Source organism: Pseudomonas sp. ChxA (assembly GCF_030263855.1).
Classification (GTDB): Bacteria; Pseudomonadota; Gammaproteobacteria; order Pseudomonadales; family Pseudomonadaceae; genus Aquipseudomonas; species Aquipseudomonas fluorescens_CB.
The window spans coordinates 169,365-190,866 of record NZ_JARPMK010000002.1; the positions used below are offsets into that span (position 1 = coordinate 169,365).

Consider the following 21,502-nt stretch of genomic DNA (forward strand, 5'->3'; position numbering starts at 1 on the left):
GGATTTGCTCACGACAGGTTGTCTCTATGCACCGCAGGAATTTGCTCAAAGCGTCCATGGCCATTGCGGCTTACACCGGTTTGTCGGCCAGTGGCCTGTTGGCCGCGCAGGCCTGGGCCGGGAACCGTGCCGCCGATGGCAAGGCCGTGGCGTTCGACTTCGAAACGCTCAAGGCCCAGGCCAAGCAGCTCGCCGCCAACGCGTATAAAGACACCAAACAGGTGCTGCCACCGACGCTGGCAACCATGACCCCGCAGAATTTCAATGCCATCGGCTACGACGGCAACCATTCGCTGTGGAAGGAACTCAACGGCCAGCTCGACGTGCAATTCTTCCACGTCGGCATGGGCTTCAAGACGCCAGTACGCATGCACAGCGTCGCCCCCAAGACCCGCGAAGCCCGCGAGGTGCATTTCCGCCCGTCGCTGTTCAACTATGCCAAGACCACGGTGGACACCAAACAGCTCACCGGCGACCTGGGTTTCTCCGGCTTCAAGCTGTTCAAGGCGCCGGAACTCGACCGCCATGATGTGCTGTCGTTTCTCGGCGCCAGCTACTTCCGTGCGGTAGACGCAACCGGCCAGTACGGCCTCTCCGCACGCGGCCTGGCGATTGATACCTACGCGAAAAAACGCGAGGAATTCCCCGACTTCACGCAGTTCTGGTTCGAAACTCCGAGCAAGGACGCCACGCGTTTTGTGGTCTACGCCCTGCTCGACTCGCCAAGCGCCACCGGCGCCTATCGCTTTGACATCGACTGCCAGGCCAGCCAGGTGGTCATGGCCATCGACGCGCACATCAATGCGCGCACCGCCATCGAGCAACTGGGCATCGCGCCGATGACCAGCATGTTCAGTTGCGGTACCCATGAACGCCGGATGTGCGACACCATCCACCCGCAAATCCACGACTCGGACCGCCTGGCCATGTGGCGTGGCAACGGCGAGTGGATCTGCCGCCCGCTGAACAACCCGGCCAAGCTGCAATTCAACGCCTTTGCCGACACCGACCCGAAAGGTTTCGGCCTGGTACAGACCGACCATGAGTTCGCCAGCTACCAGGACACCGTGGACTGGTACAGCAAGCGCCCAAGCCTGTGGGTGGAACCCACCACCGCCTGGGGCGAAGGCTCGATCGACCTGCTGGAAATTCCCACCACCGGCGAAACCCTGGACAACATCGTGGCCTTCTGGACCCCGAAAAAGCCCGTGGCCGCAGGCGAGTCACTCAACTATGGCTACAAGCTGTACTGGAGCGCGCTACCGCCGGTGAGCACACCGCTGGCGCAAGTGGATGCCACCCGTTCCGGCATGGGCGGTTTTACCGAAGGCTGGGCACCGGGCGAGCATTACCCCGAAGTGTGGGCGCGCCGCTTTGCCGTGGATTTCAAGGGCGGTGGCCTGAATCGCCTGCCGTCCGGCACTGGGATCGAGCCGGTGGTGACCTGCTCCCACGGTGAAGTCAAAGACTTCAGTGTGCTGGTGCTGGACAACATCAAGGGCTATCGCATTCTGTTCGATTGGTACCCGACCAGCGACAGTGTGGAGCCAGTTGAACTGCGGCTGTTTATCCGCACCCAGGACCGCACCTTGAGTGAGACCTGGCTGTATCAGTACTTCCCGCCGGCACCGGACCAGCGTAAGTACAGCTGATACGCGCCAACAGATCGCTCCCACGCTCCCGCGTGGGAGCGCATCCCGTGGTGATAGCAGGACGGGAGCGTCCTGGGCTGCATTCCCACGCAGAGCGTGGGAACGAGCTTATGCCGTTAAAACCGCGACACGCTCTTCATTGCGCCGATCAAATAGCGCATCGCCACCTGATCGTTTTCGGTCAGGGCGCGATATTGCGCCAGCAACTCCACCTCATCCGAACTCAACCTTCGCCCTCGCAAGGACATCCGGCGACTCCAAAAAGACGCCACCGCACCCACTACGCCATAGGATTTGGTCATGGACCGTTACTCCTGATATCAGTCAAATACTCCTGGTGCCCATTCCCAATGCTCGCGAAGCGCAATGGCTTCGAGGACAAACAGCCTGACTCCCTGGGCCAGAAATCACACTTACCCTAAGCGTAGAAACAATCTCGCCACGTGTGGGATTTTTTTAGAGTATTAACTTAAAAAATTACTTCGGTAACAAATACCTACAACCCTTTCGCACGCAGCGGCCGGTAAAGGTGGATATCGTGAGGCTCTCGCGCATACAGCTGCGGATCAGGCTCTCGCAGCAGGCAACAGCCTTGGCGCAGATAAAAATCCACGGTGTTCTGCGATTCGGTGGCCGAGACATACAAGGCATCCACCCCTACCCGCCGGCCCTGCTCGCACGCCAGCGCGAACAACCGCCCGCCCAGCCCCAGGCCACGCGCCTCAAGGCTCACGTGCAGGAACTTCAACTGCCGCATCGACATGCCCTGGTTATGCAAGGTGTGACTGTCCACCACCACGGCCGCCACCAGCGCAGGCCCGTCGAACACGCCCCATAACCAGCCTCCCCGCTTAAGGCAAGCGAGCGACGCCACGGCGTCCTGCTGCGCCTCACCCTCGGGCCAGCCGCGCATATCGTGATGATCGGCGTACAGCGCCAGCTCGCCGGCTTCCACGCGATAGCAGTGGTGAATCACCTCAGTACGGTCGATGCTTGCCAGCAACGGGATATCGCTCTCGGTTAATGCTCGTTCAACCCACATGACGGCCTCCTGCTTTTAGCCACTCAGGATCAGGCATGCGTTAAACGCGGGCAACAAAAAACCCACCGAGTCAGGTGGGTTTATTGCAGGCAGACGCGGGTTCAATCCCTCAGGTCAGACTCATGAATCGGCTGATCACGGTGAGTCGCCCGCTGGTACTGCGCGGGCCAGATGGCTTTGCGCCCACCCAGGTCATCGTCGGCATGCAGCGGCCAGTAAGGATCACGCAACAGCTCACGGGCGAGGAAGATGATGTCGGCCTGGCAGGTGCGCAGGATGTGTTCCGCCTGGGCCGGTTCAGTAATCATGCCCACCGTGCCGGTGGCGATACCGGATTCTTTGCGTACGCGCTCGGCAAACCGCGTTTGATAACCCGGGCCGGTGGGAATCTCGGCGTTGGCGGCGGTGCCACCGGAAGACACGTCGATCAGGTCCACGCCCAGGTCTTTGAGGCGGCGCGCCAGCTCCACGGTTTCATCGGGGTTCCAGCCATCTTCGACCCAATCGGTGGCCGACACCCGCACAAATAGCGGCAGCTCTTGGGGCCAGACGGCGCGCACCGCCGTGGTGACTTCGAGCACCAGGCGGATGCGGTTTTCAAACGAGCCGCCGTAGTGGTCCTGACGCTGGTTGCTGATCGGTGAGAGGAATTGATGCAACAGGTAACCGTGGGCGGCGTGGATTTCCACCACTTCGAAACCGGCAGTCAGCGCGCGTTTGGCGGCGGCGACAAAGTCGGCAATCACCTGCTGGATCTGCCCTTCATCGAGTGGCTTGGGTTGCGTGTGATTCGGGTCAAAGGCAATCGGCGAGGGGCCCACCGGCACCCAGCCGCCCTCCTCCGGCTTGACGCTGCCGTGCTTGCCGATCCACGGCCGGTGGGTGCTGGCCTTGCGCCCGGCATGCGCCAGCTGAATACCCGCCACCGCGCCTTGGGCGGCAATAAAACGGGTGATGCGTTGCAACGGTTCGATCTGCGCGTCGTTCCACAAGCCCAGGTCCTGGGCGGTGATGCGGGCATCGGCGGTGACGGCGGTGGCTTCGGTAAAAATCAGCCCGGCGCCACCGACGGCGCGGCTGCCCAGGTGCACCAGATGCCAGTCATTGGCCAAGCCATCGTCGGACGAGTATTGGCACATCGGCGAGACGGCGATGCGGTTAAGAAGGGTCAATTGACGGAGGGTGTAGGGTTCGAGCAGCTGACTCATGGCGCACCTCTTCTGGGTTCTGTGGGCACTATTCAAACAGTGCTTAGAGCCTAGTCGACAACGCTGGATTGCACAGGGTTCAGAAAGGAAAGCGGGAGCCGCGTGACGGCTCCCGTGTTGCAAAAGATTACATCTCGACCTGGGTGCCCAGCTCGATCACCCGGTTTACCGGGAGTTTGAAGAAGCGCAGGTTGCCGTTGGCGTTTTTCAACATGAACGCAAACAGCGCTTCGCGCCAGCGCGCCATGCCTTTGATTCGCGAGGCGATCACGGTTTCGCGGCTGAGGAAGTAGGTAGTGCGCATCGGGCTGAAGTCCAGCTCGTCCAGATGGCACAGCTTCAGGGCTTCGGGCACGTCCGGTTCATCCGCAAACCCGAAATGCAGGATGACCCGGAAGAAGCCTTCGCCGTAGGCATCGACCTCGAAACGCCGCGTGACCGGCACGCGGGGAATGTCCTCGTAGACCACCGTCAACAGCACCACCTGCTCGTGCAACACCTGGTTATGCAGCAGGTTGTGCAACAGCGCGTGGGGCACGGCGTCGGGCCGCGCGGTGAGGAACACCGCCGTGCCCTGCACGCGGTGGGGCGGCTGCACGCGGATGCTGCTGATAAAGATCGGCAACGGCAGGCCGCCTTCGTCGAGGCGCTCGACCAGCAGCTGTTTGCCGCGCTTCCAGGTGGTCATCAGCACGAACAGCACAATCCCCGCGAGCACCGGGAAGGCGCCGCCCTGGATGATCTTCGGCACGTTGGCGGCAAAGTACAGGCCGTCGACCAACAGGCAGCAGACCAGCACCGGCACCGCCAGGATCGGTGGCCACTTCCACAGCAGCAGCATCACTGCCGACACCAGGATGGTGGTCATCAGCATGGTCCCGGTCACCGCCACGCCATAGGCCGAGGCCAGTGCGTTGGAGGACTCGAAGCCAATCACCAGCAGGATCACGCCGACCATCAGCGACCAGTTCACCGCGCCGATGTAAATCTGACCCTGCTCCGCGCTGGAGGTGTGCTGAATGTGCATGCGTGGGATGTAACCCAGCTGGATCGCCTGGCGCGTCAACGAGAACGCGCCGGAAATCACCGCCTGGGAGGCAATCACCGTGGCCAGGGTGGACAACACCACCAGCGGGATCAGCGCCCAGCTCGGCGCCAGCAGGTAGAACGGGTTGCGCGCGGCTTCCGGGTCGCCAAGCAGCATGGCGCCCTGGCCGAAATAATTGAGCACCAGCGCCGGCAACACCAGGATGAACCAGGCGCGGGCAATGGGTTTGCGCCCGAAGTGGCCCATGTCGGCGTACAGCGCCTCGGCGCCGGTCAGTGCCAGCACCACGGCGCCAAGAATCGCCACGCCAATGCCTGGGTGAGCCTCAAAGAACCGCACGGCCCACATCGGGTTCATCGCGCTGAGCACTTCAGGGTGCAAGGTGATGCCGTAGATCCCAAGGCCGCCGAGCACCAGAAACCAAGTGACCATCACCGGCCCGAACAGCTTGCCGATGCGGTCGGTGCCGTGTTTCTGGATCAGGAACAGCGCCACCAGCACCACCAGGGCAATCGGCACGACCCATTTGTCCAGGCCATCGAACGCCAACTCCAGACCTTCAATGGCCGACAACACCGAAATCGCCGGGGTGATCATGCTATCGCCGTAGAACAGCGCCGCACCGCACAGGCCGCACACCACCAAAAAACTGCGCAGGCGCTTGCGCGTGCCTGCCGCCCGCCGTGCCAGTGCCGTCAGCGCCATGATGCCGCCCTCGCCCTGGTTGTCGGCGCGCAGCACGAACAGCATGTATTTGATCGATACAACCCAGATCAGCGACCAGAAAATCAGCGCCAGGATACCCAGCACGCCATCATGGTTGACCTGCACGCCGTAACCACCGGTAAACACTTCTTTAAGGGTATAGAGCGGGCTGGTACCGATATCGCCGTAAACCACCCCGACCGCCGCCACCAGCATGCCAATCGGCTTTGCGTTGGAATGCTCGGCACCTGCCGCCTGACTATTTGCCTGACCCATCAACCACTCCTGCCCTTTGACCTGAGGTCTTTTATAAACAACGCGCCTAAGCTGACCCTAGCATGCGCTGTTTTACTTCTCGTAACAGACGTTTTATTGACCCCGGGGTTTCACCCGTGCGCAACGGCGCGAAGCATAGCGCAAAGGTTGATGATTAGTTGACGACTGACTGAGCACTCACGCGCCCTGCTCGACGTCGAGAAAGACGCCGAGTCAAAGGACGCTCTACAAACCTGTAGCTCATGTACCCAACAGCAATCACCACCGGCAGGGATATCGCCCAGAACACCACAGAGGCCATAAGCCCACCTTCAGCACTGCCAAAGGCCACCCAGAGTCGACCGCACACGCTCAGCGTAAGGATATGCGACAGATACAGTGAGTAGGACATGTCACCCAATGACGTGAGAACGCCGGGCACCCGCCATTGAGACTTGAACTCCTGGAGCGCCAAGGCCAGTAACAATAAGGTGTAGCCACCGCCCACGATCAGTGCGCGTTGCAGAGAGATGGACTGGATGACATCCGACCCATCGACAGTTCCCGTTAACAGCGCATAAGCCAGCAGGCCCACACCAACCAGGCCGACCAGAGCGCCAGGCAAGCGCCACTGGAATGCCCCACCGACCACCTTCAAATACAGCAGGCCGGCCAGCGCGCCGAAGATGAACTCAATGGAAAATTCGTGCTTGATTACCCGTAGATAGGGGTTGGCCGGGCTCGTATACAGCACCGAGGCAGCAAGGATGGCGCAAAGCCATGCAACGAATACCAACGGCATCCACCGTCGTGGCAGCAGCAAAATGAGCGCGAACACCAGGTAAAACCAGACTTCGTGGATCAACGACCAGGCAACCATGACCAGTGGCAGATTAGCGTCCGGCAACAACAGGAACGAACTCAGCAGACTGACTTCGCCCGCCTGGGAGCTGTTGACCATGCCGGGCTTGAGCAGGAACACCAGCATCACCGCGAAAAAATACACCCAATACACCGGATAGATGCGTAAGAAGCGGCCTTTAAGGAAACCGAGCACTTCACCCCGCGCACCGAACTTATTGGCCGACGCCAGCACCATGACGAAGCCGCTGATAACAAAGAACAAATCCACACCGGTTTGCCCAAACACGAACATGTCCGGTAGCCAGGTAGCGCCAGCAACGTACTTTGCATTGATAAAAAGTGAGTGAAAGGCAATGACTGCGAGCGCAGCCAGACCCCTGGCCGCCTGCAATGCGGAAATTTTGTGCACGGGATTAGGTCCTTGACGTAAGTACTATTGAGCGCGCGCATAGTGAGAGCAGCACTAATCGTTTGCAAGCTACGCAGTGGCAGCCAGGATCGCGCGGGCGCTCCATCAGGTAAGCGCGCTCGACGACTTCGAGCCTCAGGCCATTAAAGACTTTGAAAACCGACACTGTTCGGATAGCCTCTTTTCGCCCTGCACTTGCAGCATTAAAACGTAAAAATCCACCGTACTGAGGACCGTCATGCACAAAATTTTTAACGGAAACCATATGACATGCGGAGCACTGCGTGATTAATCGCGACAACTCATTTGATGCAATAAGGCACCTCGCGGCACTGGCGGTATTGGTCAGTCACCATTACGCCCTCGCGGGTCTGCAAGAACCTATTGTGCAAGGCTATACCTCGTTAGGCGCGATTGCAGTACTGGCCTTCTTTGCCATTTCCGGTTTCCTGATTACTCAAAGCTTTTTAAACACACCTCGTTTTTCACATTACATGGCGAAACGAATAGCGCGAATTTTCCCTGCTTTAATCGCCTGTGCCTTTGTCATGGTTTACATCTTTGGCACGGCGTTCAGCCATAAAGGCGGCTTTAATTTTGCGTTCAGCCTGGAAGCATTAACCGACTTTTTGAAGGTGTCGGCTTTTGGTCGCGCAGACATAGGTGACATTACCAGCGGCTTTATATTCAAGGACTCGTTTAACGGTAGCTTGTGGACGCTAAAAATTGAATTCGGCTTCTATATCGCGCTCGCATTGGCGCTGATGGTTTTACGTAAAGCGGCCGTGCCGTTGATTATGACGATGGCTTTTTGTATAACGACCTATCTTTGCACCCAGTCGACACACCCACTGGCGCCGAAGCTTTTAGTGTACTCCACCGTCGGAATTGCTTTCTTTGTAGGTGCTTCGTTACATTTTTATCGGCATGTGTTCAGCAGCTCGAAAGCAAAGATAATGACTGGCGTACTGTCGGCGGCACTTATTCTGGTCTCGCTAAATACCCCATTTGTTATGGTGCTTGCGAGCATCGGCGTCAGTCTTTTGGTCTTGTCAGTAGGGACGCTTTACAAAGATCGAATTATTAAATCTCGATTTGATATTTCCTATGGGATGTATCTTTATGCATTCCCTGTGCAACAGCTCATGATTAACACCACCGACCTGGGTTTTTACGCTTCAATGCTGGCGACCCTTGTAGTGGTCGTTATGCTTGCCACACTGTCGTGGCTGTTGATTGAAAAGCCGGCGTTAAATTACGTGCACAGAAATTCCCTTAGCCGAGTCCGCGCACAAGCCGACGTGGCACAGGTTCAGCGGTAGCGAGTGGGCCAGGATTGCAACCAGATCCTGGCAAAACACCCACTGCGGGCGACTGACAACCATGCCGCACTCGTCGCATTTCCCTGCATAAAGCTGGTCAATCGCGCTGCCCGTCGATAGAATTGCGCACTTTTTGATCAGAGGCGCACCAAGCGCCCGTCTACCGCCGTGTCGTGCCCGACTGGCGGCGTCATTCAATACCGAGGTTAGACATGTCCACCACCATCGCAAAAGCCAACCCCAAGGTCGGCTTTGTATCCCTGGGTTGCCCGAAGGCTCTGGTCGACTCCGAGCGCATCCTTACGCAACTGCGTATGGAAGGCTATGACGTTGTGTCCACCTACCAGGACGCCGACGTGGTGGTGGTCAATACCTGCGGCTTCATCGACTCGGCCAAGGCTGAGTCTCTGGAAGTGATCGGCGAAGCCATCAAGGAAAACGGCAAGGTCATCGTCACCGGCTGCATGGGCGTGGAAGAAGGCAATATCCGCAACGTGCACCCAAGCGTGCTGGCCGTGACCGGCCCGCAGCAGTACGAGCAGGTGGTCAATGCCGTACACCAAGTGGTGCCGCCGCGCCAGGACCACAACCCGCTGATCGACCTGGTGCCGCCGCAAGGCATCAAGCTGACGCCGCGCCACTATGCGTACCTGAAGATTTCCGAAGGCTGCAACCACAGCTGCAGCTTCTGCATCATCCCGTCGATGCGCGGCAAGCTCGTCAGCCGCCCGGTGGGTGATGTACTCGACGAGGCCCAGCGCCTGGTCAAATCCGGCGTTAAAGAGCTGTTGGTGATCTCCCAGGACACCAGCGCCTATGGCGTCGACGTGAAATACCGCACCGGTTTCTGGAACGGCGCGCCGGTGAAAACCCGCATGACCGAACTGTGCGAAGCCTTGAGCAGCCTGGGCGTGTGGGTGCGCCTGCACTACGTTTACCCGTACCCGCACGTCGACGAGCTGATCCCATTGATGGCCGCCGGCAAGATCCTGCCGTACCTGGACATCCCGTTCCAGCACGCCAGCCCCAAAGTTCTCAAGGCCATGAAACGCCCGGCCTTCGAAGACAAGACCCTGGCGCGCATCAAGAACTGGCGCGAGATCTGCCCGGAGCTGATCATCCGTTCGACCTTTATCGTCGGCTTCCCAGGCGAAACCGAAGAAGACTTCCAGTACCTGCTGGACTGGCTGACCGAAGCGCAGCTGGACCGCGTGGGTTGCTTCCAGTACTCGCCGGTCGAAGGCGCTCCAGCCAACCTGCTGGATGCGGCCATTGTGCCGGACGACGTCAAGCAGGAGCGTTGGGAGCGTTTCATGGCGCACCAGCAGGCCATCAGCTCGGCGCGCCTGCAACTGCGCATCGGCAAGGAAATCGAAGTGCTGATCGACGAAGTCGACGAGCAAGGCGCAGTGGGCCGTTGCTTCTTCGACGCGCCGGAAATCGACGGTAACGTGTTTATCGACGATGCCAGCGGCTTGAAGCCGGGTGACAAGGTCTGGTGTACCGTGACGGATGCCGACGAGTACGACCTGTGGGCTGAAAAGCGCGACTGATAAGACTCCGATCGTTCCCAAAAGCGGACGCAGAGCGTCCAGCGAGGCATTCCCACGCAGAGCGTGGGAACGATCTGTGTAAAAATTGAAAAAGCCTCGTGTCTGAACAAGATGCGGGGCTTTTTTAGGTCTATCGTTTGCCCATCAGCGCCGATCATCGGCAAGGGGCAGCGGGCATGCGTCAGCATTCGGTTATCCACACACCTAAAACCAGCGACTACGCGCAATTGGCGCAAATTTGGGAAGACTCCGTGCGAGCGACCCACGACTTCCTGCCGGACAGCTACATCGTAGTGCTCAAGGAACTGGTGCTGACGCGCTACCTGGACGCGGTAATGCTGATTTGCACCAAGGACGCGCGCCAGCACATCACCGGGTTTGCCGGGGTGGCAGCGGGCAAGGTCGAGATGCTGTTTATCGACCCGCACTACCGTGGCCAGGGCTTGGGGCGGCAATTGCTGCGGTACGCGATCGAGCACCTGAATGCCGATGCGCTGGACGTCAATGAGCAAAACCCGCAGGCCCTGGGGTTTTACTTCAAGCAGGGTTTCGAGGTGATCGGACGGGCGGAGCATGATGGCCTTGGCCAGCCCTACCCGCTGCTGCACATGCGCTTGCGCCAACAGCAACTGCGCAGTGGCTGACTGAACACCGAACAAGTGTGGGAGTCGGTTTGTGTGGGAGCTGGCTTGCCTGCGATGGCATCACCTCGATCCCAAATGCACGACCGAGGTGTCTGCATCGCGGGCAAGCCCGACTCCCACACAAGCCCGCGTCCACAAAAAGCCACTGTGCTGAAATGGGTCCGGGATTAACCGGCGCCACACAGGTACAATAGCCGCCCCCTTTTGCTACGGCCCTCGTCATGACTGACCCCATACGCCTTTCCAAACGCCTTATCGAACTGGTCGGTTGCTCCCGTCGGGAGGCTGAGCTGTTTATCGAAGGCGGCTGGGTCTCGGTGGACGGTGAAGTGATCGACGAGCCGCAATTCAAAGTCACCACCCAAAAGGTCGAGCTGGACCCAGAGGCTAAAGCCACTGTGCCGGAACCGGTGACTATCTTGCTACACGCCCCGGTGGGTGTGGATGTTGAAACGGCGATGGCCTCGATCAGCGCCGAAACCCTGTCCGAAGAGCACCGTTTCAGCAAGCGCCCGCTCAAGGGTCACTTCCTGCGCCTGACCGCCAGCGCCGACCTGCAGGCCAAGGCCAGCGGCCTGCTGGTGTTCACCCAGGACTGGAAGATTCTGCGCAAGCTGACCGCCGATGCCGCCAAGATCGAGCAGGAATACGTGGTCGAGGTCGAAGGCGACATGGTTGCCCACGGCCTGAACCGCCTGAACCACGGCCTGACCTACAAAGGCAAAGAGCTGCCGGCCGTCAAAGCCAGCTGGCAGAACGAAAACCGTCTGCGGTTTGCCCTGAAAAACCCGCAACCGGGCGTGATCGCCCTGTTTTGCGAAGCGGTCGGCCTGAAAGTCATCGCCATCCGCCGCATCCGCATCGGTGGCGTGTCCATCGGCAAGGTGCCGGTCGGCCAATGGCGTTACCTGTCCGGCAAAGAGAAGTTCTAAGCCGCTCCCCTTTTCTCGGCACCGGCAACTTTGCGCGGTGCCCTCAGTTGAATACCAGGATTGCCCACCATGATTCACAACGACGTATTGCGCAGCGTGCGCTACATGCTCGACATCAGCGACAACAAGATGGTCGAGATCATCAAGCTCGGCGGCATGGACGTCACCAAGGAAGACCTGCTGACCTACCTCAAGAAAGACGAGGAAGAAGGTTTTGTGTTCTGCCCGGACGACGTCATGGCGCACTTCCTTGATGGCCTGGTGATCTTCAAGCGTGGCAAGGACGAAAGCCGTCCGCCGCAGCCGATCGAAACCCCGGTGACCAACAACATCATCCTCAAGAAGCTGCGCGTGGCCTTCGAACTCAAGGAAGACGACATGCACGCCATCCTCAAGGCCGCTGAGTTCCCGGTGTCCAAGCCTGAGCTGAGCGCGCTGTTCCGTAAGTTCGGCCACACCAACTACCGCACCTGTGGCGACCAGTTGCTGCGCAACTTCCTCAAGGGCCTGACCCTGCGCGTCAGAGCTTAAGAACAGCGACGAGCCTCAAGCTGCAAGTTAGAAGCTTGTGGCTTGCAGCTTGTAACTTGAGGCATCAGTAATGACCTACCACGTCTCGCCCGTCGGCTTCGTGCGCTCCTGCTTCAAGGAGAAGTTCGCCATCCCGCGTCAGCCGCAGTTGGCCCCGGCCGCCCGCGGCGTGCTGGAGCTGGTGGCGCCGTTCGACCAGGGCGAGGCGGTGCAGGGCCTGGAACAGGTCAGCCATGTGTGGCTGCTGTTTCTGTTCCACCAGGCCCTGGAAGACAAGCCGCGCCTCAAGGTGCGGCCGCCGCGCCTGGGCGGCAACACGTCCATGGGCGTGTTCGCCACCCGCGCGACGCACCGCCCCAACGGCATTGGCCAGTCGGTGGTGAAGCTGGATAAGGTCGAGCCGGGCCGCTTGTGGGTTTCCGGGATCGATTTGCTCGACGGCACGCCGGTGCTGGATATCAAGCCGTACGTGCCGTACGCGGACATCATTGACACCGCCACCAATGATATTGCCAGCAGCGCGCCGCAGTTGATTCCCGTGCAGTGGCTGAAGGCCGCCCTGTTGCAGGCGCAAGGCCATGCGCAGCGCCTTGATGAGCCGCTGGTGGCATTGATCGAGCAGTGTTTGGCCCAGGACCCACGGCCGGCGTATCAGACGCCAGGGCCTGAGCGTGAATACGGCGCGCAATTCTGGGATGTGGATGTGCGCTGGCACTATCCCGAGGCGGGCCTGATTTGTGTGCTGGAAGTGGTTCCAGCCAAGTAAACGCCGAAACAACTGTGGGAGCCGCTCATGTGGGAGCTGGCTTGCCTGCGATGCAGACACCTCGGTCGTTCAGTTGAACTGAGGTGATGCTTTCGCAGGCAAGCCAGCTCCCACATAAGCCGGCTCCCACAGTTTTTTTGAGCAGTGTTTACTTCTCGACGAACGCACGCTCGATCAAGTAATCACCCGGCTCACGCATACGTGGCGAAACTTTAAGGCCGAAGCTGTTCAGCACTTCGCTGGTCTCGTCCAACATGCTTGGGCTGCCGCACAGCATGGCGCGGTCGTCCTCGGGGTTGATCGGTGGCAGGCCGATGTCGCTGAACAGCTTGCCGCTGCGCATCAGGTCGGTCAGGCGGCCTTCGTTTTCGAACGGCTCGCGGGTCACGGTCGGGTAGTAGATCAACTTGTCACGCAACGCCTCACCGAAGAATTCGTTCTGCGGCAGGTGCTCGGTGATGAATTCGCGGTAAGCGACTTCGTTGACGTAACGCACGCCGTGGCACAGGATCACTTTTTCGAAGCGCTCGTAGGTTTCCGGGTCCTGGATCACGCTCATGAACGGCGCCAGACCGGTACCGGTGCTGAGCAGGTACAGATGTTTGCCCGGCTTCAAATCGTCAAGCACCAGGGTGCCTGTCGGCTTTTTGCTGATGATGATCTCGTCGCCTTCCTTCAAGTGCTGCAATTGGGAAGTCAGCGGGCCATCGGGCACCTTGATGCTGAAGAACTCCAGATGCTCTTCCCAGTTCGGGCTGGCAATGGAGTACGCGCGCATGAGTGGGCGGCCGTTGGGCTGTTGCAGGCCGATCATCACGAACTGACCGTTCTCGAAGCGCAGGCCCGGATCGCGGGTGCACTTGAAGCTGAACAGCGTGTCGTTCCAGTGATGAACACTGAGGACACGTTCGTGGTTCATGTTGCTCATGTACGGGGAACTCCTGGAAATGGTTCTGCGCCAAAGATGAGATGCGCAATTGCACAGCATTCTAATGGCGGCGACAATATCTGTTAACTGGATTATTAAGATAAGGGTTATCGGTTATATCGATATGCGATTTACTCTACGTCAACTGCAAGTCTTCGTCGCCGTCGCCCAGCAGGAAAGCGTCTCACGCGCTGCTGGCCTTCTGGCCTTATCTCAATCCGCCGCCAGCACCTCAATCACCGAGCTGGAGCGTCAATCCAGCTGCCAATTATTCGACCGCGCGGGCAAACGCCTGAGCCTCAACGCCCTCGGCCATCAGCTATTGCCCCAGGCCGTGGCCCTGCTGGACCAGGCCAAGGAGATCGAAGACCTGCTCAACGGCAAGTCCGGCTTTGGCTCCCTGGCGGTCGGCGCCACCCTGACCATCGGCAATTACCTGGCCACGCTGCTGATCGGCAGCTTCATGCAGCAGCACCCCGAGAGCCAAGTGAAGCTGCATGTGCAGAATACTGCCAATATCGTGCACCAAGTGGCGCATTACGAAATTGACCTGGGTCTAATCGAGGGCGACTGCAGCCACCCGGACATCGAGGTACAAACCTGGGTCGAGGATGAGTTGGTGGTGTTCTGTGCGCCGCAGCATCACTTGGCCAAGCGCGGTGTGGCGACCATGGAAGAGTTGACCCATGAAGCGTGGATCCTGCGCGAACAAGGCTCTGGCACGCGTCTGACCTTTGACCAAGCCATGCGCCATCACCGCAGCGCGCTGAATATCCGCCTGGAGTTGGAGCACACCGAAGCGATCAAACGTGCAGTGGAGTCTGGGTTGGGGATTGGCTGTATTTCCCGGCTGGCGCTGCGCGATGCGTTCCGTCGTGGCAGCTTGGTACCGGTGGAAACCCCGGACCTGGACCTGGCCCGGCAGTTCTACTTCATCTGGCATAAACAGAAGTACCAGACCTCGGCGATGCGCGAGTTCCTGGAACTGTGCCGCGCGTTCACCGCCGGAGTTCAGCGCAGCGACGAGATCGTGCTGCCGAACATTGCCTGAGGCTTAGATCAGGATCACGGCCCACACCAGGGTGATCATGGTCAGCGCCACAAATTGCGCGGCGCTGCCCATGTCCTTGGCGTTTTTCGACAGTGGGTGGCGGTCGAGGGAAATCCGGTCGATAGCCGCTTCCACCGCCGAGTTGAGCAACTCAACGATCAAGGCCAGCAGGCAGACTGCGATGAGCAAGGCGCGCTCGACTCGACTGACGTGCAGGAAGAAACTCAGCGGGATCAGGATCACGTTCAGCAACACCAACTGACGGAAAGCCGCTTCGCCGGTGAAAGCTGCGCGCAGGCCATCCAGGGAATAGCCCCCTGCGTTGAAGATACGTTTGATACCGGTTTGACCCTTGAAAGGCGACATAGATGTAGGCAACTGAACCAAAGAAGTGGGGAAACTAGATCACGCAAAGTCAAAAAAGCGTGAATCGGGTACAGCTTAATGCTGCGAAATTGACTCAAGTTGTTGCAAGAGCAGCGCCGCCTGAGTGCGTGTGCGCACGCCGAGCTTGCGGAAAATCGCCGTCACGTGGGCCTTGATGGTCGCTTCCGACACACTCAGCTCGTACGCAATCTGCTTGTTCAACAAGCCTTCGCACACCATGGTCAGCACTCGGAACTGCTGCGGCGTCAGGCTGGCAAGGCCATCACGGGCGGCCTTGGCTTCGTCGGACACGTTGATTTCTTCAAACGCTTGCGGCGGCCAGGACACATCACCATCGAGCACCTTGCGCACAGCGTTCTGGATGTCTTCCATGGCGCTGGACTTGGGAATGAAGCCGCTGGCGCCGAACTCCTTGGAGCGCACCACGACATCGGCGTCTTCCTGGGCCGAGACCATCACCACCGGAATTTGCGGGTATTGCCCGCGCAACAGCACCAGCCCCGAGAAACCATAGGCACCGGGCATGTTCAGGTCGAGCAGCACCAGGTCCCAGTCGGATTTTTCGTTAAGGCGGGCTTCCAGTTCGGCAATGCTGGCGACTTCGACCAGGTTCACGTCGGGGCCAAGGCCCAAGGTGACGGCCTGATGCAGCGCACTGCGAAACAGCGGATGGTCATCGGCTATCAGGATTTCGTATGTGGCCATTGATTAAATGATCCTGTTTTTTATGGGAACCCTGATGGGTTCAGGGTTCGCCAGTACACAAGGCGCGGCCAGGCAGCCATCGCCACAGGGCGCGTTCAACGTCAAAAACACTGGAAACGACGCTGAAAAAACACGGTTACGCCCCAATCGGCGCCCAGCATGCCCAGCGTAGCCTGGGGGGTCAAGCACTACGCCCATGGGCATTTTAGCCGGTTGCGGGTTTACGGTGCCATCATGCAAACGTCGTCTGGTTATACCCCAGGGATATAGGGCGCGAGCCGCGTGTGCACGCTGTCCGACAGGTCCACCGGCAATTGGAATTTAGCGGCCAGGTAATGTGTGCTGAATACATCAAGGTAGGCGTCCAGTACTTCGCTGGCCACTGGGTCGTCGGCCAACTCCAGACACAATGCCGCAACCTCGGCGGTACAGAAATGATCATCGCGCTTGGACCGGCGCAGTTTGTAGCGCGACAGCTGTTCGGGCGCCAGACTCAACACCGGCAAGTGCGCGAGATAAGGGCTTTTGCGGAACATCTTGCGCGCTTCGCTCCAGGTGCCGTCCAGCAGGATGAACAACGGGCGCTTGCCGTCTTGCACCTTGACCTCGCTGCACACCCGCTCAGGTGCAACGAATTCGCCCGGAAACACGATATAAGGCTGCCATTGCGGGTCGGCCAACAGGGCCAGCAACTCGGGGTCCACTTCTGTGCGCGACCAGGCGAACGCGGTGGTGTCGTCGATGACGTCGGCGATCAGCCAACCGGTGTTGCTGGGTTTCATCGGTTCCACGTCATGCATCAGCAGGCACATGGCGGAGCGGGCCTGCACCGTTGGGCGCCAGGCGCACAGGCAGTACTCGGGAATGACCCGGCAACCGGGGCAACGTTCGGCCCGCGAGCCACGGTTGAGAAACGGGCGGACGGCGCGCGCCAGGCGCTGGGTACGCAAGCGGGAGACGGCGTGGCTCATCGGGTACACCGCGAGCAGGGGTCAATCGACACAGGCAAAACTCGAAGAAGGCTTAAGTGGCCGCAGTTTACCAGCGATACGCCTGGCTGTAGTGGCAAGCGCTCCCCTATAATTGCGCGCCACTGAACGCACAGCGCAGTGGCTGGTCTATGCACCAGTAACCGAATCAGGAGAGTTTCATGCTGCGTTCCATGCTGCGCCTTGTTGCCCCATCCGTCGCCCTCGCGCTGGTCCTGCCCATGGGCGCCCACGCGGCGTCGCTGCTCGAGGCCCAAATGAACAGGAAGCTGCAGAGCGTCGCGGCCGAGAGCAACAAGGACCTGCCCCGGGAAATCGATGACAAGACCCTGGAAGTTGCCTACACCGTGGAAGGCATGCAACTGATCGATCACCTCAGTGTGCAACCTGATCGTGCCGAACAGATGCGCGCCAACCAAAAGGCTGTGTATTTCCAGCTGGGTCAAAGTGTGTGCCTGAACCCAGGCTACCGCGAGCTGATGGCCAAGGGCGCCGTGATGCGTTACGAAATCACCGAGAACAAGACCAACCGCCCAGTAGCGTCGGTCAAGTTTGTGGAAGCCGATTGCCCGGCACCGGCCAAGAAGAAAAAGTAAACCGCCGTTCAATTATCGTGCGCTACTGTCCAGTGGCGCACACATCCCCCGCTGCATTTGCCTGGCAACGACTAAACTGCGTGATGAGTGACCAATAAGCGGTTGCCAGCCATGGGTTTTTCGGCTCATGATCAAACCATCCCGGCAGCCCATCTACAGCGTTTTCCACGCCGTTCTGTAACATTTTCAGGGCAAAAGAGGGTTGCCGTCCTGCTACTTGCAGTGCAAAGGTTTCTAAATCACAAGGAACATACAGAGCCCGTTTTGCCGCCTGGCGAACACCGTGCAACGTCTAGGGCGTGCAGCGACACATGCAGTGTCGTGGCCGCGGACGAATCTCTCGCCGATGGCCCAGGTTCTGTGAAGAAGGAGAAGTTGAATGCCTTACGAACCGAATGACCGCCTGCTCCGTCATTTTGAAGCAAACGGCGCTGACCTCACGCAGCAGGTCGACGCACAACTCCAGTTGGTCGCTCCCAATAGCCCGAATATCCCCCTTTATCGCGATATGATCCTCACCGTGCTGCGCATGGCGCAGGACGACCGCAACCGCTGGAACGCCAAGATCACCTTGCAGGCGATCCGCGAGTTGGAGAACGCCTTCCGCGTACTGGAACAGTTCAAGGGCCGCCGCAAGGTGACCGTGTTCGGCTCGGCACGCACGCCGGTCGAAAGCCCCTTGTACGCCTTGGCCCGGGAAGTCGGCGCACTGCTGGCACAATCGGACCTGATGGTGATCACCGGCGGTGGCGGCGGTATCATGGCTGCCGCCCACGAAGGCGCTGGCCTGCAGCACAGCCTGGGTTTCAACATCACCCTGCCATTTGAACAGCACGCCAACCCGACCATTGATGGCACCGACAACCTGCTGTCTTTCCACTTCTTTTTTACTCGCAAGTTGTTCTTCGTCAAGGAAGCCGACGCGCTGGTGCTGTGCCCAGGCGGTTTCGGCACCCTGGATGAAGCGCTGGAAGTGCTGACCCTGATCCAGACCGGCAAGAGCCCGCTGGTGCCGGTGGTGCTGCTGGATGCCCCAGGCGGTGGTTTCTGGCAAGGCGCGCTGGACTTCATTCGCAGCCAGTTAGAAGCCAATCGCTATATCCTGCCCACCGACCTCAAGCTGATCCGCCTGGTCTACAGCGCTGAAGAGGCAGTGGCGGAGATCAACCAATTTTATGCCAACTTCCACTCTACGCGTTGGTTGAAGCGTGAGTTTGTGGTGCGTATGAACCACCGGCTTAGTGAGCGGGCCTTGGCCCATTTGCAGACAGAGTTCGCCAGCCTGCGCCTGAGTGGTGAGTTTCAACAGCTTGCTTACACAGGCGAGGAGCACGATGAGCCCAGGTTCAGCCATTTGACCCGTCTGGTGTTCAACTTCAATGGCCGTGATCAGGGCCGCCTGCGGGAGTTGGTGGACTACATCAATTTGCCGGAGAACTGGGCCCAGGCTCAAGGGAAGACACAGCAGCGGGCTGCGCCGGAGCCGGCGTGATTTTTTGAGGCAAAAAAAAAGGCCCACTACTGTCGTAGTGGGCCTTTTGTTTTATCGGGATTTGGCATCCCGGCAACCAACATATTCCAATGTGGGAGCTGGCTTACCTGCGATTGCGGTTTGCCAGCTAGCTTATAGGTGGCTTACCCACTGCCATCGCAGGCAAGCCAGCTCCCACATTTAGATTTTTACCACCCTGAAGACTTAATCATCCATGTCTCGACCGCTGAGTAGCCGGCTGATCATTTCCATCGAAAACCCACGATAACTCAAGAAGCGGCCTTGCTTTGCACGCTCTCTGGCATCAATCGGCAGATGGCCGGCAAACTTGCGACGCCAGGTATCTTCCAACTGCGACTGCCAACTGATACCGCACTCACGCAGGGCGAGGTCGATATCAGCGCGCTGCAGACCACGCTGGCTCAGTTCTTCACGAATTCGCGCTGGGCCGTAGCCGGAGCGCGCACGGTAGGAGACAAAGCTTTCAAGGTAACGGGCTTCGGAAAGCAGCCCCTCTTCCGTCAAACGGTCCAGGGCTGTTTCGATCATCTCGGGCTCTGCACCGCGCTGACGCAGTTTACGCGTCAGCTCGACTCGACCATGCTCGCGGCGAGCGAGCAGGTCCATCGCGGTGCGCCGAACGGCGACGAGTGTATCCAGTACCACAGTCATCGTTTGCTTCAGATATCAGTGTCGGCTTCTTCTACTTCTTCAACCGGCTCGCGGTTGGCGGCAGCTTTCACGTCTGGCGCTGCGGTCAGCAGCTTGTCGCGAATCTGCTTCTCAAGCGTGGCAGCGATATCCGGATTGTCCGCCAGGAACTTGGCCGAGTTGGCTTTACCCTGACCGATCTTGCTGCCGTTGTAGGCGTACCAGGCACCGGACTTCTCGACGAAACCGTGCAGTACGCCCAGGTCGATCATCTCGCCGTTCAGGTAGATACCCTTGCCGTAGAGAATCTGGAACTCAGCCTGACGGAATGGAGGAGCCACTTTGTTCTTCACGACTTTAACGCGGGTTTCGCTACCAACAACCTCGTCACCTTCCTTCACCGCGCCGGTACGGCGGATGTCCAGACGGACCGAAGCGTAGAACTTCAGCGCGTTACCACCGGTAGTGGTTTCCGGGCTGCCGAACATTACGCCGATCTTCATACGGATCTGGTTGATGAAGATCACCAGGCAGTTGGCGTTCTTGATGTTACCGGTAATTTTACGCAGCGCCTGGGACATCAGACGGGCTTGCAGGCCCACGTGCATGTCGCCCATTTCGCCTTCGATTTCAGCTTTCGGTACCAAGGCAGCCACGGAGTCGACCACGATCACGTCGATGGCGTTGGAGCGCACCAACATGTCGGTGATTTCCAGGGCTTGCTCACCGGTGTCCGGTTGGGAAACCAGCAGGTCGTCAACATTGACGCCCAGTTTGCCGGCGTATTCCGGGTCCAGGGCATGTTCGGCGTCGACGAACGCACAGGTGGCGCCCATTTTTTGCGCCTGGGCAATCACCGACAGGGTCAGGGTGGTTTTACCGGAAGATTCAGGACCGTAGATTTCAACGATACGGCCTTTTGGCAGGCCGCCAATGCCGAGTGCGATGTCCAGACCCAGAGAGCCAGTGGAAATAGCCGGGATCGCCTGACGGTCGTGATCGCCCATACGCATTACGGCACCCTTGCCGAATTGACGTTCGATCTGACCCAGGGCCGCAGCCAAGGCTTTCTTCTTGTTGTCGTCCATTAAAGTCCTCACGTAATCAATAAGGCCTGACGGCCAACACCTGTATAAGTAGACAGTATTGTTCCACAAAGATCCAGGATCGCCTACCCCTGATTTTCGATTTCTGCTGCAGTTCGTCGCAACAAGCCCTCCAGCGCGGCCTTTACCGTTTGTCGGCGGACCTCATCGCGGTTGCCGGGGAAGTGCGCCAGCTCAGCCGTCACCTCATCGCCCACCCCAAACGCCAGCCATACAGTGCCCACCGGTTTGTCCGGCGAACCGCCATCCGGCCCCGCGACACCGCTGACCGCCACGGCAAAGCGCGACAGGCTTTTTTCCTGCGCACCGCGCACCATCGCCTCCACCACTTCCTGGCTGACGGCGCCGACCTTGGGGAACAACGCCTCCGGCACGCCCAACTGGCGGGTCTTCTGCCGATTGGAGTAAGTGACATACCCGGCCTCAAACCACGCCGAACTGCCCGGTATGCGCGTGATGGCTTCGGCGATACCGCCACCGGTACACGACTCGGCAGTGGTGACGTGAGCATTGAGCACCTGCAAACGGCGACCCAGTTCAGCGGCCAGTTGAGTGATTTCCTTCACGGTCGTCTCCAGGAATGGGCGGGGGTTTGCCTACCCTACAGGAGCCTATCGGCCATGCAAGTTGCAGAGTGCATCAAGACGCTAACGGCCGACGACGCGC

22 protein-coding genes are annotated in these 21,502 nt (G+C 59.2%); 10 read left to right on the forward strand and 12 right to left on the reverse strand.

The window, feature by feature from the left end:
- Positions 1-26 precede the first annotated feature (26 nt).
- Positions 27-1,652: a glucan biosynthesis protein D gene (locus P5706_RS26435; protein WP_285683025.1), complete on the forward strand. Its 1,626-nt coding sequence runs from the start codon at positions 27-29 to the stop codon at positions 1,650-1,652.
- A gap of 116 nt (positions 1,653-1,768) precedes the next feature.
- On the opposite strand, the gene P5706_RS26440 is transcribed toward P5706_RS26435, so the two are convergent.
- The 5 genes from P5706_RS26440 to P5706_RS26460 form a co-directional block, all read right to left on the reverse strand.
- Positions 1,769-1,954 (reverse strand): hypothetical protein, encoded by a 186-nt coding sequence (locus tag P5706_RS26440; protein WP_200432982.1) that lies wholly within the window; start codon positions 1,952-1,954, stop codon positions 1,769-1,771.
- A 194-nt stretch (positions 1,955-2,148) separates the two neighbouring features.
- Positions 2,149-2,694, reverse strand: coding sequence for a GNAT family N-acetyltransferase (locus P5706_RS26445; protein WP_285683028.1), 546 nt, complete (start codon positions 2,692-2,694; stop codon positions 2,149-2,151).
- A gap of 101 nt (positions 2,695-2,795) precedes the next feature.
- Positions 2,796-3,902, reverse strand: a complete 1,107-nt coding sequence (locus P5706_RS26450; RefSeq protein WP_285683029.1) for an NADH:flavin oxidoreductase/NADH oxidase — start codon at positions 3,900-3,902, stop codon at positions 2,796-2,798.
- Positions 3,903-4,029: 127 nt separating this feature from the next.
- Entirely contained in the window at positions 4,030-5,931 is a 1,902-nt protein-coding gene (locus P5706_RS26455) for a potassium transporter Kup (RefSeq protein ID WP_138816501.1), read from the reverse strand.
- A gap of 154 nt (positions 5,932-6,085) precedes the next feature.
- Positions 6,086-7,183, reverse strand: a complete 1,098-nt coding sequence (locus P5706_RS26460) for an acyltransferase family protein (RefSeq protein WP_285683031.1) — start codon at positions 7,181-7,183, stop codon at positions 6,086-6,088.
- A 284-nt stretch (positions 7,184-7,467) separates the two neighbouring features.
- On the opposite strand from P5706_RS26460, the gene P5706_RS26465 reads away from it, so the two are divergent.
- The 6 genes from P5706_RS26465 to tsaA all read left to right on the forward strand — a co-directional run bounded on the left by P5706_RS26465 (position 7,468) and on the right by tsaA (position 12,931).
- Positions 7,468-8,505: an acyltransferase family protein gene (locus P5706_RS26465; protein ID WP_285683034.1), complete on the forward strand. Its 1,038-nt coding sequence runs from the start codon at positions 7,468-7,470 to the stop codon at positions 8,503-8,505.
- A gap of 212 nt (positions 8,506-8,717) precedes the next feature.
- Complete coding sequence (rimO, locus tag P5706_RS26470; RefSeq protein ID WP_058421640.1) at positions 8,718-10,058, forward strand: 30S ribosomal protein S12 methylthiotransferase RimO; 1,341 nt, start codon at positions 8,718-8,720, stop codon at positions 10,056-10,058.
- Between the two features lie 176 nt (positions 10,059-10,234).
- Positions 10,235-10,702, forward strand: a complete 468-nt coding sequence (locus tag P5706_RS26475) for a GNAT family N-acetyltransferase (RefSeq protein WP_285683036.1) — start codon at positions 10,235-10,237, stop codon at positions 10,700-10,702.
- 221 nt (positions 10,703-10,923) lie between these two features.
- Positions 10,924-11,634, forward strand: a complete 711-nt coding sequence (locus P5706_RS26480) for an rRNA pseudouridine synthase (RefSeq protein WP_058421638.1) — start codon at positions 10,924-10,926, stop codon at positions 11,632-11,634.
- A gap of 69 nt (positions 11,635-11,703) precedes the next feature.
- Positions 11,704-12,165: a YehS family protein gene (locus P5706_RS26485; RefSeq protein ID WP_003189058.1), complete on the forward strand. Its 462-nt coding sequence runs from the start codon at positions 11,704-11,706 to the stop codon at positions 12,163-12,165.
- Between the two features lie 70 nt (positions 12,166-12,235).
- Positions 12,236-12,931 (forward strand): tRNA (N6-threonylcarbamoyladenosine(37)-N6)-methyltransferase TrmO, encoded by a 696-nt coding sequence (gene tsaA, locus P5706_RS26490; RefSeq protein ID WP_200432987.1) that lies wholly within the window; start codon positions 12,236-12,238, stop codon positions 12,929-12,931.
- Between the two features lie 148 nt (positions 12,932-13,079).
- On the opposite strand, the gene fpr is transcribed toward tsaA, so the two are convergent.
- Entirely contained in the window at positions 13,080-13,859 is a 780-nt protein-coding gene (gene fpr / locus P5706_RS26495; RefSeq protein ID WP_003189055.1) for a ferredoxin-NADP reductase, read from the reverse strand.
- A 124-nt stretch (positions 13,860-13,983) separates the two neighbouring features.
- On the opposite strand from fpr, the gene P5706_RS26500 reads away from it, so the two are divergent.
- Positions 13,984-14,910: a LysR family transcriptional regulator gene (locus tag P5706_RS26500; RefSeq protein ID WP_026013711.1), complete on the forward strand. Its 927-nt coding sequence runs from the start codon at positions 13,984-13,986 to the stop codon at positions 14,908-14,910.
- Positions 14,911-14,913: 3 nt separating this feature from the next.
- Here the strand turns inward: P5706_RS26500 and P5706_RS26505 are convergent, their stop codons facing one another.
- From P5706_RS26505 to P5706_RS26515, 3 genes are all read right to left on the reverse strand, one after another.
- Entirely contained in the window at positions 14,914-15,276 is a 363-nt protein-coding gene (locus P5706_RS26505) for a diacylglycerol kinase (protein WP_017137081.1), read from the reverse strand.
- A 75-nt stretch (positions 15,277-15,351) separates the two neighbouring features.
- Positions 15,352-16,002, reverse strand: coding sequence for a response regulator transcription factor ErdR (gene erdR, locus P5706_RS26510; protein ID WP_056857592.1), 651 nt, complete (start codon positions 16,000-16,002; stop codon positions 15,352-15,354).
- Positions 16,003-16,253: 251 nt separating this feature from the next.
- A complete protein-coding gene (locus tag P5706_RS26515) occupies positions 16,254-16,973 on the reverse strand; it encodes a tRNA-uridine aminocarboxypropyltransferase (protein WP_285683043.1) in 720 nt (239 codons plus the stop codon).
- Positions 16,974-17,152: 179 nt separating this feature from the next.
- Between P5706_RS26515 and P5706_RS26520 the strand changes: the two genes are divergently transcribed.
- Together P5706_RS26520 and P5706_RS26525 are read left to right on the forward strand one after the other, a co-directional pair.
- Complete coding sequence (locus tag P5706_RS26520; RefSeq protein ID WP_200432989.1) at positions 17,153-17,587, forward strand: PA3611 family quorum-sensing-regulated virulence factor; 435 nt, start codon at positions 17,153-17,155, stop codon at positions 17,585-17,587.
- A gap of 379 nt (positions 17,588-17,966) precedes the next feature.
- Positions 17,967-19,079 carry an LOG family protein gene (locus P5706_RS26525; protein ID WP_200432990.1) on the forward strand — a complete coding sequence of 371 codons (1,113 nt, stop codon included), beginning with the start codon at positions 17,967-17,969 and terminating at the stop codon, positions 19,077-19,079.
- A gap of 204 nt (positions 19,080-19,283) precedes the next feature.
- Here the strand turns inward: P5706_RS26525 and recX are convergent, their stop codons facing one another.
- The 3 genes from recX to P5706_RS26540 all read right to left on the reverse strand — a co-directional run bounded on the left by recX (position 19,284) and on the right by P5706_RS26540 (position 21,402).
- A complete protein-coding gene (gene recX, locus P5706_RS26530; protein ID WP_110624373.1) occupies positions 19,284-19,751 on the reverse strand; it encodes a recombination regulator RecX in 468 nt (155 codons plus the stop codon).
- Positions 19,752-19,759: 8 nt separating this feature from the next.
- Complete coding sequence (recA, locus tag P5706_RS26535; RefSeq protein ID WP_003189042.1) at positions 19,760-20,818, reverse strand: recombinase RecA; 1,059 nt, start codon at positions 20,816-20,818, stop codon at positions 19,760-19,762.
- 83 nt (positions 20,819-20,901) lie between these two features.
- Positions 20,902-21,402: a CinA family protein gene (locus P5706_RS26540; RefSeq protein WP_200432991.1), complete on the reverse strand. Its 501-nt coding sequence runs from the start codon at positions 21,400-21,402 to the stop codon at positions 20,902-20,904.
- Between the last annotated feature and the right edge of the window lie 100 nt (positions 21,403-21,502).

Excerpts from the sequence above, each read along its gene's own strand:
- tsaA (WP_200432987.1), top strand. The coding sequence starts at position 12,236 with ATGACCTACCACGTCTCGCCCGTCGGCTTCGTGCGCTCCTGCTTCAAG.
- recA (WP_003189042.1), bottom strand. The coding sequence starts at position 20,818 with ATGGACGACAACAAGAAGAAAGCCTTGGCTGCGGCCCTGGGTCAGATC.
- P5706_RS26455 (WP_138816501.1), bottom strand. The coding sequence starts at position 5,931 with ATGGGTCAGGCAAATAGTCAGGCGGCAGGTGCCGAGCATTCCAACGCA.
- P5706_RS26525 (WP_200432990.1), top strand. The coding sequence starts at position 17,967 with ATGCCTTACGAACCGAATGACCGCCTGCTCCGTCATTTTGAAGCAAAC.
- P5706_RS26450 (WP_285683029.1), bottom strand. The coding sequence starts at position 3,902 with ATGAGTCAGCTGCTCGAACCCTACACCCTCCGTCAATTGACCCTTCTT.
- P5706_RS26515 (WP_285683043.1), bottom strand. The coding sequence starts at position 16,973 with ATGAGCCACGCCGTCTCCCGCTTGCGTACCCAGCGCCTGGCGCGCGCC.
- fpr (WP_003189055.1), bottom strand. The coding sequence starts at position 13,859 with ATGAGCAACATGAACCACGAACGTGTCCTCAGTGTTCATCACTGGAAC.
- recX (WP_110624373.1), bottom strand. The coding sequence starts at position 19,751 with ATGACTGTGGTACTGGATACACTCGTCGCCGTTCGGCGCACCGCGATG.
- P5706_RS26485 (WP_003189058.1), top strand. The coding sequence starts at position 11,704 with ATGATTCACAACGACGTATTGCGCAGCGTGCGCTACATGCTCGACATC.
- erdR (WP_056857592.1), bottom strand. The coding sequence starts at position 16,002 with ATGGCCACATACGAAATCCTGATAGCCGATGACCATCCGCTGTTTCGC.
- P5706_RS26445 (WP_285683028.1), bottom strand. The coding sequence starts at position 2,694 with ATGTGGGTTGAACGAGCATTAACCGAGAGCGATATCCCGTTGCTGGCA.
- P5706_RS26480 (WP_058421638.1), top strand. The coding sequence starts at position 10,924 with ATGACTGACCCCATACGCCTTTCCAAACGCCTTATCGAACTGGTCGGT.
- P5706_RS26500 (WP_026013711.1), top strand. The coding sequence starts at position 13,984 with ATGCGATTTACTCTACGTCAACTGCAAGTCTTCGTCGCCGTCGCCCAG.
- P5706_RS26475 (WP_285683036.1), top strand. The coding sequence starts at position 10,235 with ATGCGTCAGCATTCGGTTATCCACACACCTAAAACCAGCGACTACGCG.
- rimO (WP_058421640.1), top strand. The coding sequence starts at position 8,718 with ATGTCCACCACCATCGCAAAAGCCAACCCCAAGGTCGGCTTTGTATCC.
- P5706_RS26435 (WP_285683025.1), top strand. The coding sequence starts at position 27 with ATGCACCGCAGGAATTTGCTCAAAGCGTCCATGGCCATTGCGGCTTAC.
- P5706_RS26520 (WP_200432989.1), top strand. The coding sequence starts at position 17,153 with ATGCTGCGTTCCATGCTGCGCCTTGTTGCCCCATCCGTCGCCCTCGCG.
- P5706_RS26505 (WP_017137081.1), bottom strand. The coding sequence starts at position 15,276 with ATGTCGCCTTTCAAGGGTCAAACCGGTATCAAACGTATCTTCAACGCA.
- P5706_RS26440 (WP_200432982.1), bottom strand. The coding sequence starts at position 1,954 with ATGACCAAATCCTATGGCGTAGTGGGTGCGGTGGCGTCTTTTTGGAGT.